Origin of the sequence: Pseudoalteromonas sp. MM1 (genome assembly GCF_030296835.1) — a bacterium.
Lineage (GTDB): Bacteria > Pseudomonadota > Gammaproteobacteria > Enterobacterales > Alteromonadaceae > Pseudoalteromonas.
Window position 1 is genome coordinate 907,699 of the sequence record NZ_AP027922.1, and the last position, 12,840, is coordinate 920,538.

Genomic DNA, 12,840 nt, shown 5'->3' on the forward strand with positions numbered 1-12,840 from the left:
TCATTTAATTGGAGACTACAGATGAGAGCATCTGCTTTTTTTAGCCAACTACAAGAGCAAATTGAAGACGTTAAAGCGCAAGGTTTGTATAAAAGTGAGCGTATAATTACCTCGCAACAACAAGCGCAAATAGAAGTTGCATCTGGTGATAAAGTTATTAATTTTTGCGCTAATAATTACTTAGGTTTAGCAAATAGTCCTGAGCTAATTAAAGCAGCGCAAGGTGGCTTAGATGACCATGGCTTTGGTGTTGCATCAGTGCGTTTTATTTGTGGCACGCAAGATATTCATAAAACATTAGAGCAAAAAATTAGCGCGTTTTTAGAAACCGAAGATACGATTTTATATTCGTCTTGTTTTGACGCTAACACGGGCCTATTTGAAACTATTTTAGGCGCTGAAGATGCTATTATTTCTGACTCTCTAAATCACGCATCAATTATTGATGGTGTGCGCTTATGTAAAGCTAAGCGTTTTCGTTATGCTAATAACGATATGGCAGATCTTGAAAAGCAACTTATTGCCGCAGACGAAGCGGGCGCTAAAACAAAATTAATCGCCACCGACGGTGTGTTTTCAATGGATGGCGTAATTTGTAACTTAGAAGCAGTGTGTGACCTTGCTGATAAGTACGATGCTCTTGTGATGGTTGATGACTCACATGCGGTGGGCTTTGTTGGCGAAAATGGTAAAGGCACCCCTGAGTACTGTAATGTGCTTGACCGTGTAGATATTATTACCGGTACGCTAGGTAAGGCGCTGGGCGGTGCATCAGGCGGTTATACTTCAGGTAAAAAAGAAATTGTTGAATGGCTGCGTCAGCGTTCGCGTCCATATTTATTTTCAAATTCATTAGCACCTTCAATTGTAACAGCGTCAATTAAAGTGCTCGAAATGCTTGAAAATGGTGGTCAGTTACGCGCTAAACTTTGGTCAAATGCTAAATATTTCCGAGAGCAAATGGAAGCTGCTGGCTTTACCTGTGCGGGTAAAGATCATGCCATTATTCCTGTCATGCTTGGCGATGCTAAAGTTGCTTCATTAATGGCAGACAAATTACTCGCTGAAGGCATTTATGTAACCGGCTTTTCGTTCCCTGTTGTGCCAAAAGGCCAAGCGCGTATTCGTACACAAATTTCTGCTGCGCACAGTATCGAACAACTAGACACCGCAATTGCTGCCTTTACCCGTATTGGTAAAGAAATGGGCGTTATTTAATTTTTTATAAACCGAAGTATTGCTTCGGTTTTTTAGTTGAGTATTAACTATGAAAGCGTTATCAAAATTAAAAGCCGAAACCGGCATCTGGATGACCGATGTGCCAAAGCCAGAAGTGGGGCATAACGATCTACTCATTAAAATTCGTAAAACCGCGATTTGTGGCACCGACGTTCATATTTATAAATGGGATGAGTGGTCACAAAAAACCATTCCGACCCCGATGGTTGTAGGCCATGAGTATGTGGGTGAAGTGGTTGATATGGGTCAAGAAGTACGCGGCTTTGCAGTAGGTGACCGCGTATCGGGTGAGGGACATATTACCTGTGGGCATTGTCGTAACTGTCGTGCTGGTCGTGTGCATTTATGCCGTAATACCACAGGTGTAGGCGTTAACCGCGAAGGCGCATTTGCTGAATATTTAGTTATTCCAGCCTTTAATGCATTTAAAATTCCAGATAATATTTCTGATGAGCTAGCCTCTATTTTTGACCCGTTTGGTAATGCAGTGCACACCGCTTTATCGTTTGATTTAGTCGGCGAAGATGTATTAATTACAGGCGCAGGGCCAATTGGTATTATGGCAGCCGCTGTTGCAAAGCATGTAGGTGCTCGCCATGTTGTGATTACCGATGTTAACGAATACCGCCTTGAGCTTGCGCGTAAAATGGGCGCAACACGTGCCGTAAACGTTGCAAATGATAAGCTTGAAGATGTAATGAATGAGCTAGGTATGACTGAGGGCTTTGATATTGGCCTTGAAATGTCAGGTGTACCAAGCGCCTTTAATTCTATGTTAAATAACATGAACCATGGTGGCAAAATTGCCATGCTGGGTATTCCGCCATCAGATATGGCCGTAGATTGGAATAAAGTTATATTTAAAGGCTTAGTTATTAAGGGGATATACGGACGTGAAATGTTCGAAACCTGGTACAAAATGGCAAGCTTAATTCAATCGGGCCTGAATTTAGACCCTATTATTACGCATCAATATTCGGTAGATGACTTCCAAGCTGGCTTTGATATGATGATTTCAGGGCAATCTGGTAAAGTAATTTTAAACTGGGAATAGTTTAAAGTTTGCATACAGAGGCGGCTTAAGCCGCCTTTTTATTATATTTTAAAAGAGATTTCAATGGCATTTAAACATATATCTATAGCACAAACGCACGAACTGCTTGATAAAGACGATGTAGTGATCGCAGATATACGCGATCCTAACTCGTACCAAGCAGGACATATTCCTGGCTCTGAAGCGCTTTCCAATGCCAATATAGCTCAGTTTATGATGGAAAAAGAGTTCGATCAGCCCATTATTATTGTTTGCTACCATGGTATGAGCTCACAAGGTGCAGCTAGTTATTTGGTTGAACAGGGCTTTGAAGATGTGTACAGCATGGATGGTGGCTTTACGGCTTGGGAAGCGGCTTATAGCGAGAAAGTAGAGCGATGATTGAATTAGGTAGCTTAAACAACCCACGCGCTGCGCAAGGGTTTATTGACTACTTAAAGAGCCAAGATTTAGAAGGGCAGTTGCATTCACCTGATGGCAGCAATGTTGTTATAAGTGTTAAGCCTGAGCATTTTCATCAAGTGCAACCTTTGTGGGCTGAATTTGTACAAAACCCCAATCATGAAAAATATCAGCAAGCCTCATGGGATGTTGGCAGTACGCAATCAGGGCTTACATATCAAGGGCAGTCATTAAATTTAATGGCCCGATTTAAAGCCCTTAGTTGGTTAAATCAAGCTGTAAGTATTGTAAGCGTTGCTATTTACTTTGCTTTTTTATTGGGTGGCTTTGAGCAAATATATACTGCTTTGCAGTTTAACCCGACCCAGCCACTGAACTGGTTAACGCCGGCACTTGTTCACTTTAGCGCAATGCACATTGTATTTAACCTAATTTGGTGGATGTCGTTAGGTGATAATATTGAAAAGCAATGCGGCAAGCTGAGTTTAGTTGGATTATTTGTGGTTACTGCTCTTATTAGTAACTGGGCTCAGTTTTTAATTGTGGGCCCTAACTTTGGCGGTTTAAGTGGCGTTGTGTATGGTTTATTGGGTTTTTGTTGGATTCACAGCTATTTAAATCCTAAGCAACCTGCGCTAGTAAGCACTGCCATTATTGGCTTTATGCTTGTTTGGTTAGTACTTGGTTTTGCAGATGTATTATTTGTAGGTATGGCAAATTGGGCACATTTAGGTGGGCTTTTAAGCGGCATGGCTTATGCCGTAACCGCTAATTTATTTAATGCTAAAAAAGCGTAAGCTTAGTGGTATAAATACTTAGTAAATAATACTTCTCGAATAATTTCTTGGCCTGTTTCTTCTTTAAGCAGGCTTTTTAATTTATCGGCACATTTAGCTCTAATTTCTTCACGCCCTGTAAGCGATTTTATTTTTTCTTCAGGCTCTTTTGATAGTATTTCTACTAACGCATCGCGCAAAAGCGGGGTGTGATGCTCTACAATAGCAATATCTGCATTATTGCTAAGCATTAAATCTATAGTCACGCGTACATAGCCCATTTTTTTACTAGAGGCGCCGATGTAATTGGTAATAATGTCTGGCTCAAAACCAAAATAGCCCACTGTCGACTGTGCTTTTGCCGAGAAGCTAAAACAGTTTAGGATCAGTGCTAAAAAACCTGCGTATACTATTTTTTTCATCTTTAGTGTGTTTCCATCTTCTTAATATAAATAGTTTATACTTAATAGCGCCTAATAAACAGCTCCTGCAATTATTTATCGGCAGTAAAACATCACTTTTTCAAATGCTTTGGCAATGTTATCATCGTCTCGGTTTTTATTTTATTGAGCTATTGTGATTACATTTCCGCTTTCTATATCTGCCAATTGGCAATGTGCTTCTTCGGTATATAACTTATCTGCGTTAGAGCAAGAGTGGCTGTTTGAACCGCATTCATTAACCGCTAAATTAAAAAGTAATGCACAAAGTTTTAGTGTAAAAGTGCTTAATGAACAAACTTTTACCCTAAGCGATGCGCAGCAACAACTACTTGGCTCAAATACAAATAAAGCACTTAATCGTGAGGTGCTTTTATTGTGTGACAATACGCCCATGGTGTATGCCCAAAGTTGGCTGCCTAGTACGCAAACACAAACAACATTGCATAATATGGGCGCGCGCCCTTTAGGCGATGTTATTTTTCAACACCCTGAACTTACTCGTAGTAATATTGAGGTAGGGCGTTTTGATTCAGAGCATGCACTGCAATCTCTTGTTAAAGAGTTGAACTTAACTATACACCCTTTGTTAGGTCGTCGTAGTGTGTTTTCTATTAATGATTATCACTTTTTAGTGTGCGAAGTATTCTTACCCGGAGCCTATTTGTACTCATGAAGTTAGCCCCTTTGCAATTACAGCATAGCCCTTATTATATTCAGCTTATGCGCGTTGATAAGCCTATTGGTACATTACTATTACTATGGCCGACTTATTGGGCGTTATGGCTTGCAAATAGTGGTATGCCTAGTTTGCTTAACTTTATTGTATTTACTCTTGGCGTGGTTGTTATGCGCAGCGCAGGCTGTGTAATTAATGACTTTGCAGATAGAAAAATAGATGGCTCAGTTAAGCGTACAGCAGGGCGGCCTTTAGCCACCGGGCAAGTAAGCGCGGGGGAAGCGCTGAGTTTATTTGTATTACTGATAGCCATTGCCTTTGTATTGGTATTGCTCCTTAGCATTAACACTATTTTATTGTCATTCGGGGCCCTTGCTTTAGCGTTTTGTTATCCGTTTATGAAGCGCTATACTCAATTACCGCAAGTGGTATTGGGCGCTGCTTTTGGCTGGGCAATACCTATGGCGTATATGGCTTCGATTGACTCTTTACCCATACAAGCTTGGTTGTTATTTATAGCAAATATTTGCTGGACCGTAGCTTACGACACTATGTATGCAATGGTTGATAGAGATGACGATTTAAAAATAGGTGTTAAATCTACCGCTATTTTATTTGGTAAATACGACCGCCATATAATATTTCTATTAAATGCTAATTTTGTTGCGTTGTTGGCGCTTATTGGTTTAATTAATCAGCTAGGCTTGGCGTTTATTGTAGGCTTAAGTGTTGCCGCAGGATTACTTACTTATCAACAAGTACTTATTCATAGGCGTGCTCGTGAGGCGTGCTTTAAAGCGTTTTTAAATAACCATTATGTAGGGTTAGTTATTTTTATTGGGCTATTGTTCTCTTTTCCCATAGCACTTTAAAGTATTGTTTACCCTGAACTCTATAAAGTTAACCTACTTTGAGTAGAGTTCAGGTATCTGTATTTATCTTGGCGGGTCAATAATACCGCTAATTGATGCATTTTTTCTAAACCAGCCAGCAATTGAGTATCGCTCATCTACTGCCGGTAGCACTTCATGGGCAAAACGCTCGCTTTCAAACATAACCAACGTGCCGGCAGTTGGTTTTATTACTACCTCTACCTCTTTACTTTTAGGTTTGTAAATCACCAGCTCACCACCTTGAACGGGCGTATTTAAATAAAGTACTGTTGTAAATACTCGATTAGAACGTCCTTTAAACGCATCTAAGTGCTTTTTATAAAAATCCCCATTTGTATATTTTGCATAATGGCACTCGTAGTCAAATAACCCCATAAAAAACTGACGATTAAGTGTTGTTTTTATACTTTCCATTATAGCTTGATAAGTTAGTTGGGCCTGCGAGCTGCCATCAAACCAATAGGTTTTATCTTTTCGGATAGTTTTATCTATTTGTAAATCGTTTAACCGGCCAATACCTGCAAGGCTAAAATGCGGGTTTATACGGTGGCAATCGGCCATTAAACTCTTTACTAGCTCGCAAATAAGTGCGTTAGGGATAACAACATAACCGTGGGTTTCTATTGCATCTAAATAAACATCAGGACTAAAAAGTGTGTTCATTCATGTCTGTTGATTAAAAAGGGTGCGACAGTGTAGCCTAAAAAAATTTAATAGCTAGAGGTTTGTGCTCCACTGCTTAAGCAAATAAAAAACCTAACGCGTAAGTATATAAACTAAAGGGCTTTTAAGGTTAGGCTGCTGTGCTGTAGGACTTAGTAACAAGAGGTGTAAATCAGTAAGGGCTATCTACATTAGTTGCCCCTAAAAGGTTTAAGGGCAACGCGGTATGCTATTTTTACCTTGGCTTAATTAATAGCCGTAGATGCTTTTTTGATAAGAGATAATAAATGGTCAATGTGTTCGCCAACCACGGCTTGTTGGCTTGTTTGAACAACAAGTTGTTCGTGACTTAAGTCCTTATTTGTTTTTAGTTGTACAAGCTCTGTGTGCTCTGCAAGCGTGCTCGCGTGTTCAATACTCGCAATAGCAAAGTGATCTGATTTAATAAGCCCAGCCATTACTTGCTCAATACTACCTACCTTAATGCTGGCCGATTTATTGAGCATATCGATGGCTTCATTAAGCATGCTTTGTACTTGTTTAGATTGAGAAAAACAGCCATACATAGGGTAGCTATCTAAGTCGTGTTTGCTGATATCGCTTTTATTCGCCAGCGGGTGGTGTTTAGAAACAAACAATACCAATTGGTCTGGCAGGTGGATGTCGCTGCCGATGCTGTTAATCGCCTGCGAATAAACACTAATATCTATTTCGCCTTCTTGCAGTTTACGTGCAAGTTCATGCTGCTCTTGCAATTGCATTTCTATTTTAACATGGGGATATTGTGCTAAAAATTGCCCGCATGAGATAGGCACAACACTGCTGGCTTTGTTGGTATAGCCAATGACTAACTTTTCATCGGTATTGCCGTTTACTGATTGAGAAATGCGTTTTTTTGTATGCTCAAGTTCGGCAAGGGTGTTTTTGGCGTAATCAAGAAATAGCTCGCCTTCGGGTGTTAACTTTACTGAACGTGTTGAGCGTTTCACCAGTTCGTACCCCATTTCGTCTTCTAGGGTTTGAATGCTGCGCGTAAGCGCTGATGTGCTAATTTGAGTTTGTTCGGCTGCTTGTCTGAAGTGGCGTAACACACCAAGCGCTACAAATTGTTCTAACTGTTCAAATCTCACTTTATAGTCCCTTTTTATAAGTAAGTCGCGTGTGCCGCGAACATCAATAATATTAGATTCGAGCTTTCAAAAAGCGAAGTCTAATATGTAACTGTGTTTGCAAATTTATGACATATTTGCCTCAGCATATCCCTCTTTTAGTATTATTTAAAGAGAAGATGCATTTAAAAGTATTACCAATTAGGCTTATTTATAGTGATTTATTCCTCTATTTAAAACTAAGCTATGTAAGCAAGTAAGACTAAATACAATGACTTAGCCGCCTTGATGCGTTTAAAAGTAATACTTTAGGCATAATTTAGCATTAATTAATAAAAAAGTATGCCATAAAAAAGGCTAGAGGAAAATTCTACGCGGTGAATTGGAATGAAGTGAGACATAGCTACTTATAGTTTCAGGTTATGCCTGCACTTTTATTGTTTATGACTATTAAAAAATAACTCCCTAATGCTTACTATCTTTGTTTACAAAGTTTTTAGTAATGCGGCTGCTTAGGGGTTTGTCTTCAATACTTTGTAGTTCTATTTCTATGGCATCGCACGAAATATGAATTTCAAATAACGACGTTAATAACGAAAGGCTTAAGCACGTTAAGCTCACCCCAAACAAAATAATGCCCGTGGTATTAAACTCTATAAATAAGGCAAACATTGATAGCGTACACAATAAAAAAGATGCCACACCATACACTTGCATGGTACGTATTAGCTTAATGCGCTTTCTTAAGTTTGTTATTTGCGCCACAACAACGGGGCGAATAGACTCACCTTCTCGTGAATTTAATTCTCGTATTAATTGCGCTAGTACTAAAAAGCGGTTTGTGTAAGCAAGCAGCAACAGTGAGATTGCTGGGAAAAGTAAACCTGGGGTCGTAAGTGTCATTGTTTTATCCTAAATAGTTACCTGCTATACACTGTAGTAGAGTATCGTAGGATATTGTAAACACAAAATAATTGAGGTGATAATTGCAAAATATTAATACTCACCAAGCTTTTCAGTGGGTAACACTCTACAAAGCAGATAACACATTAGAGGCAAATATAATCAAAGGGCTGTTATTAAACGCGGGGATTGAGTGCCAAATTCAAGGTGAAATGCTTCAAGGGGCCTTAGGCGAAATCCCGTTTGAACAAACCCAAGTAAGTGTGCAGGTTTATTCGATAAAAGAGCGCCACGCGCGCGAAATATTGGTAAACTACCAACAAGTAAAACAATCCGCTCCAGATTGGGTATGCCCTAATTGTAATGAGCATAATGGATCAACATTTGATTTTTGTTGGTCATGTGAGACGTTAAGAAATGACAAAAGCGAATAACTTTCAACGTATTAGAGAGCTAAACTACTTACAAAAAGCGGTGTTAGCAAGTGCTTTAATTGAGCGTATGTTACCAAATTATGGTTTATTTAGTGAAGCCACTGGTTTTGGTGATGAAGCCTTATTACGCAGTGCGTTAAATGTTTGCTGGGAAAAAATATTACTACCAAAAAGTAAAATAGATCTCGAAAAACAAGTAGAAAAAATTGAGCCAAATGTACCAGAGCTTGCCGACTTTGATATGTTTGGTACTTACCCCGCAATAGACGCTGCAACGTCGCTTTTAAGCCTAATGCACGGTTTGATGGGGCAAGATGAGCAAGAGTTTATAAGTGTTAGTAAAATATCGCAAGCTACAGTGGCACGTTTTATTGAATACCAAATGACGGTTGAAGGCGAGGTAGCCGACAATAAAGCCGTGCGAGAACACCCATTAATGCAATACGAAATTGAAGTTTTAAGTGAGTTAATCGACTTTGTAGAAAATATGGGTCGCGTCACTTCAGAAAACGTAAAGGCACTTAAAAAGCAGGCCGTTGCGGATGGACAAACCAATATTGGTTTGGCGTTATAAACACATTAAGTAAAGATTAAAAAGGCAGGAGAAGTACAGTGCGAATTTTAGGCATTGAATCATCGTGTGATGAAACCGGTATTGCAATTTACGATGATGAAAAAGGCTTATTGGCTCACCAGTTATACAGCCAAGTAAAAGTACATGCAGATTATGGTGGTGTTGTACCTGAGCTTGCATCGCGCGATCACGTTCGTAAAACACTGCCGCTTATTGATGCTGCGTTTGCGCAAGCCGGTTGCGGCCCTGAAGATTTAGATGGCATTGCATACACCGCGGGTCCTGGTTTAGTTGGGGCGTTATTGGTAGGTACTTCTATTGGCCGCTCTTTAGCGTATGGTTGGGATATTCCAGCTGTTGCTGTTCACCATATGGAAGGGCATTTACTTGCTCCTATGCTTGAAGAAAATGTGCCAGAATTTCCTTTTATTGCTTTGCTCGTATCGGGCGGCCATACCATGATGGTAAAAGTAGCCGGCATAGGCCAGTACGAAGTATTGGGTGAGTCTGTTGATGATGCTGCCGGTGAAGCATTTGATAAAACAGCTAAACTGTTAGGGCTTGATTACCCTGGCGGCCCTCGATTAGCTAAAATGGCAGAGCAAGGTGTTGCAAAACGGTTTGTTTTTCCACGCCCTATGACGGATAAGCCAGGCTTAGATTTTAGTTTTAGTGGCTTAAAAACAGCCGCTTCTATAGCGATTCGCGAAAATGATGATGACGCACAAACCAAAGCAGATATCGCCCATGCGTTTCAAACCGCAGTGATTGATACATTAGTTATTAAGTGCAAGCGTGCTCTTAAGCAAACCGGGATAAAACGTTTAGTGATTGCTGGTGGAGTAAGTGCTAATACACAGCTGCGTTTACAGCTTGAGCGTGTTATGCAAGGCATGAAAGGGCAAGTATATTATCCACGTACTGAGTTTTGTACTGATAATGGCGCAATGATTGCCTACGCCGGTATGCAGCGCTTAAAAGCAGGTCAATTTGCCACACTCGACATGAAAACCAAACCGCGTTGGCCAATAGACAGCTTAGAGGCGATTTAGCATCAATTATTATTGATTTTTTCATTAGTGGGTGCTTTTTTAGCGCCCACTTTTGGTTCTTCACCTTTAAAAAGACGAATAATATTAGTGCGGTGACGAAAAATAATTAGTACGGTTATAAACGTTACCGGTAAAGTGTAAAGCGGTTTAATTAACCACGTATACAGTGGAGCAAGTGACACGGCAACCAAAGCGCCTAATGAAGAAAAGCGAGTAACAGCAACCACTATAATCCAGGTACTTATTAAAAGCCCCGCTAACGATAAACCTATCGGCAACAAAGAGCCAAATGCAGTGGCTACCGCCTTTCCGCCTTTAAAGCTAAAAAATAGTGGGTACATATGCCCTAAACATGCGGCAACGGCAATTAAACCAAGCGCTAAAGGGGCTAAGTCTAAAAAATAAGCTCCCCACACAGGGATGGTGCCTTTTAAAATATCAAACGCTAATACTAAGCACGCAGGAAAGGCTCCACCTAAACGATACACATTGGTGGCACCAGGGTTATTTGAACCACTGCTGCGAGGGTCTGGCAGTTTGAAAAGCCGAGATACTAATATAGCCGAGGAAATCGACCCTAATAAGTAGGCTAAAACAAACAATAAAATGGCTAACACAAAGTCCCTTATTTTTTAATTGCTATACCCATAGATAGCACTTTTAAGCTATTATTGGCGGCACAATTTATCGAGAAAATTATTAACTGCTGTATTTTGCAGTTAATCTAGCTATTTGGCTATTGTAGAAGTAATTTTTACATATTTAAACACTGGTTAAAGCATATACAGTATTAATTTAATCAATGCATTGTATGTTTTGAAGGTGTTTATAGTGATTTGGAGTATCAATGGATAAGGTTTTTATATCTCAACTACACGTCGACACCATTATTGGCGTTTACGACTTTGAAAAAGAAAGTAAACAAAGCCTTTATTTTGATATTGAAATGCTCAGCGATATAAAGCCTGCCGCAGCAAATGATGACATAAATTTAGCACTGGATTATGCAAAGGTAAGCGAGCGAGTGATTGAGCACACTACGGCTAAGCCGGTTGAGTTACTTGAAACCTTAGTAGAGCAATTAGCGACTATTATATTAAGCGAATTTAATACACCACAAGTAACAATTAGAGTGAGCAAACCGGCCGCTGTGGCGCAAGCAAACACCGTAGGTGTAGAAATAACACGCACAAAGGCAATAAGCTAAATGGCGCAAATTTATATCAGCTTAGGCTCAAATATAAATAAAGCGCATTATATTCGCTGTGCGCTTGATGCACTTGAGCAACACTTCACAGATATTGTGCATTCATCTGTGTTTGAAAGCGAAGCAGTAGGGTTTAAAGGTAATAACTTTTATAACTCGGTGGTCGCTGCTACTACATCAATGCCGCTTGAACGTGTATGTAAATTATTAAAACAAATAGAGCGTGATAACGGGCGTAAAGCTGATGATAAAAAATTTAGCCCCCGTACATTAGATTTAGATCTGCTCTTTTACGATGACGTTATTTGCGACTCGCCTGCACAGTTGCCTCGCGATGAAATTACTAAAAACGCCTTTGTACTTCAGCCTCTTTGCGAAGTTGCCCCTAATTTTTATCATCCCGTTGCAAAGCAAACCATTGCTGCGCTATGGAGTGAGTATAACAACCCTCAACAAAAACTATGGAAGGTGGAGTTTTCTAACCCATGAGTATTTTAGAAATAATTATTTTAGCCCTAATACAAGGATTTACTGAGTTTTTACCTATTTCGAGCTCAGCTCACTTAATTTTACCCTCGCAAATTTTGGGATGGGAAGACCAAGGCCTTGCCTTTGATGTGGCTGTACATGTTGGTACGTTAATAGCGGTTGTTATTTATTTTCGCAAAGAAGTGGCTGATATTCTTAGCGCATGGTTTAAATCGTTCGGCGCTCAAGGCACCACCGACGACAGTAAACTTGGCTGGTGGATCATACTGGGCACTGTACCTGCAGCGTTATTAGGCTTATTGCTAAAAGACGTTGTTGAGCTGTACCTGCGCAGTGCCTGGGTTATAGCTGCCACGACTATTATTTTTGGTTTATTACTTTGGTACGCCGATGCCAAAGGTAAGCAAATGAAAACAATTTACCAGCTTAACTGGAAAACAGCGCTGCTTATTGGCTTTGCTCAAGCGGTGGCTATGATCCCAGGTACCTCTCGCTCAGGCATTACCATGACAGCGGGTTTAATGCTGGGCATGAATAAGCAAAGCGCTGCGCGCTTTTCGTTTTTACTCGCAATTCCTATTATTTCTATGATGGGCCTTTACTACACAATAGAGCTCGCTTTAGGCGATCATGTAGTTGATTGGAGTACATTAATTTTAGGTGTAGTCCTTTCATTTTTATCAGCGTACGCTTGTATATTCATGTTCTTAAAAGTGATTGAACGAATGGGTATGCTGCCGTTTGTAATTTACAGACTTTTACTTGGCGTTGGCTTAATAGTATTTTTAACGCTGTAATATAGCTTATTACCAGCAAGCCCTCTTACTTAGGTAGGAGGGCTTTTTTATTTTATTAACGCTGTTTTAGCATCAGTGAATTGACGAGACGCGCATAGTCATCAAGCCTAAAATTTGGCATTATAGCGC

At 40.0% G+C, this 12,840-nt stretch carries 17 protein-coding genes; 12 read left to right on the forward strand and 5 right to left on the reverse strand.

Annotated elements, in window-relative coordinates; all coding sequences use genetic code 11:
• Positions 1 to 21 precede the first annotated feature (21 nt).
• From QUE46_RS04080 to glpG, 4 genes are all read left to right on the forward strand, one after another.
• The gene (locus QUE46_RS04080) at positions 22 to 1,218 is read left to right on the forward strand and encodes a glycine C-acetyltransferase (RefSeq protein WP_286246320.1); all 1,197 of its coding nucleotides are present in this window, start codon (positions 22 to 24) and stop codon (positions 1,216 to 1,218) included.
• Positions 1,219 to 1,267: 49 nt separating this feature from the next.
• On the forward strand, positions 1,268 to 2,293 hold the full coding sequence (gene tdh / locus QUE46_RS04085; protein WP_004588559.1) for an L-threonine 3-dehydrogenase: 1,026 nt from the start codon (positions 1,268 to 1,270) through the stop codon (positions 2,291 to 2,293).
• A gap of 63 nt (positions 2,294 to 2,356) precedes the next feature.
• The gene (glpE, locus tag QUE46_RS04090; RefSeq protein ID WP_286246321.1) at positions 2,357 to 2,674 is read left to right on the forward strand and encodes a thiosulfate sulfurtransferase GlpE; all 318 of its coding nucleotides are present in this window, start codon (positions 2,357 to 2,359) and stop codon (positions 2,672 to 2,674) included.
• On the forward strand, positions 2,671 to 3,492 hold the full coding sequence (glpG, locus tag QUE46_RS04095) for a rhomboid family intramembrane serine protease GlpG (protein ID WP_286246322.1): 822 nt from the start codon (positions 2,671 to 2,673) through the stop codon (positions 3,490 to 3,492). The genes glpE and glpG overlap by 4 nt, the downstream gene beginning before the upstream one ends.
• A 2-nt stretch (positions 3,493 to 3,494) precedes the next feature.
• On the opposite strand, the gene QUE46_RS04100 is transcribed toward glpG, so the two are convergent.
• Complete coding sequence (locus tag QUE46_RS04100; protein ID WP_286246323.1) at positions 3,495 to 3,893, reverse strand: flagellar basal body-associated protein FliL; 399 nt, start codon at positions 3,891 to 3,893, stop codon at positions 3,495 to 3,497.
• Between the two features lie 154 nt (positions 3,894 to 4,047).
• On the opposite strand from QUE46_RS04100, the gene QUE46_RS04105 reads away from it, so the two are divergent.
• Both QUE46_RS04105 and ubiA read left to right on the forward strand, forming a co-directional pair.
• Positions 4,048 to 4,587 (forward strand): chorismate lyase, encoded by a 540-nt coding sequence (locus QUE46_RS04105; RefSeq protein WP_286246324.1) that lies wholly within the window; start codon positions 4,048 to 4,050, stop codon positions 4,585 to 4,587.
• The gene (gene ubiA / locus QUE46_RS04110) at positions 4,584 to 5,462 is read left to right on the forward strand and encodes a 4-hydroxybenzoate octaprenyltransferase (RefSeq protein WP_286246325.1); all 879 of its coding nucleotides are present in this window, start codon (positions 4,584 to 4,586) and stop codon (positions 5,460 to 5,462) included. The genes QUE46_RS04105 and ubiA overlap by 4 nt, the downstream gene beginning before the upstream one ends.
• A 63-nt stretch (positions 5,463 to 5,525) precedes the next feature.
• Here ubiA and QUE46_RS04115 read toward each other — a convergent pair whose 3' ends face one another.
• From QUE46_RS04115 to QUE46_RS04125, 3 genes are all read right to left on the reverse strand, one after another.
• A complete protein-coding gene (locus QUE46_RS04115; protein WP_286246326.1) occupies positions 5,526 to 6,146 on the reverse strand; it encodes a 2OG-Fe(II) oxygenase in 621 nt (206 codons plus the stop codon).
• A 245-nt stretch (positions 6,147 to 6,391) separates the two neighbouring features.
• On the reverse strand, positions 6,392 to 7,276 hold the full coding sequence (locus tag QUE46_RS04120) for a LysR family transcriptional regulator (RefSeq protein ID WP_286246327.1): 885 nt from the start codon (positions 7,274 to 7,276) through the stop codon (positions 6,392 to 6,394).
• 444 nt (positions 7,277 to 7,720) lie between these two features.
• Positions 7,721 to 8,158, reverse strand: coding sequence for a DUF2721 domain-containing protein (locus QUE46_RS04125; RefSeq protein ID WP_286246328.1), 438 nt, complete (start codon positions 8,156 to 8,158; stop codon positions 7,721 to 7,723).
• Positions 8,159 to 8,241: 83 nt separating this feature from the next.
• Here QUE46_RS04125 and QUE46_RS04130 point away from each other — a divergent pair, with 83 nt between their 5' ends.
• From QUE46_RS04130 to tsaD, 3 genes are read left to right on the forward strand one after another with little or no spacing between them, the layout of a single operon-like run.
• On the forward strand, positions 8,242 to 8,592 hold the full coding sequence (locus tag QUE46_RS04130; protein ID WP_286246329.1) for a DUF2007 domain-containing protein: 351 nt from the start codon (positions 8,242 to 8,244) through the stop codon (positions 8,590 to 8,592).
• The gene (locus QUE46_RS04135) at positions 8,576 to 9,166 is read left to right on the forward strand and encodes a YjaG family protein (RefSeq protein ID WP_004588549.1); all 591 of its coding nucleotides are present in this window, start codon (positions 8,576 to 8,578) and stop codon (positions 9,164 to 9,166) included. The genes QUE46_RS04130 and QUE46_RS04135 overlap by 17 nt, the downstream gene beginning before the upstream one ends.
• Before the next feature lie 38 nt (positions 9,167 to 9,204).
• Positions 9,205 to 10,218 (forward strand): tRNA (adenosine(37)-N6)-threonylcarbamoyltransferase complex transferase subunit TsaD, encoded by a 1,014-nt coding sequence (gene tsaD / locus QUE46_RS04140; protein WP_054983164.1) that lies wholly within the window; start codon positions 9,205 to 9,207, stop codon positions 10,216 to 10,218.
• A gap of 2 nt (positions 10,219 to 10,220) precedes the next feature.
• Here tsaD and plsY read toward each other — a convergent pair whose 3' ends face one another.
• On the reverse strand, positions 10,221 to 10,835 hold the full coding sequence (plsY, locus tag QUE46_RS04145; protein WP_286246330.1) for a glycerol-3-phosphate 1-O-acyltransferase PlsY: 615 nt from the start codon (positions 10,833 to 10,835) through the stop codon (positions 10,221 to 10,223).
• A 230-nt stretch (positions 10,836 to 11,065) separates the two neighbouring features.
• Here plsY and folB point away from each other — a divergent pair, with 230 nt between their 5' ends.
• From folB to QUE46_RS04160, 3 genes are read left to right on the forward strand one after another with little or no spacing between them, the layout of a single operon-like run.
• The gene (gene folB / locus QUE46_RS04150) at positions 11,066 to 11,425 is read left to right on the forward strand and encodes a dihydroneopterin aldolase (protein WP_286246331.1); all 360 of its coding nucleotides are present in this window, start codon (positions 11,066 to 11,068) and stop codon (positions 11,423 to 11,425) included.
• Complete coding sequence (folK, locus tag QUE46_RS04155) at positions 11,426 to 11,914, forward strand: 2-amino-4-hydroxy-6-hydroxymethyldihydropteridine diphosphokinase (RefSeq protein ID WP_286246332.1); 489 nt, start codon at positions 11,426 to 11,428, stop codon at positions 11,912 to 11,914.
• Positions 11,911 to 12,711, forward strand: a complete 801-nt coding sequence (locus tag QUE46_RS04160; protein ID WP_286246333.1) for an undecaprenyl-diphosphate phosphatase — start codon at positions 11,911 to 11,913, stop codon at positions 12,709 to 12,711. Before folK ends, QUE46_RS04160 begins: the two co-directional genes overlap by 4 nt.
• The last annotated feature ends 129 nt before the right edge of the window (positions 12,712 to 12,840 follow it).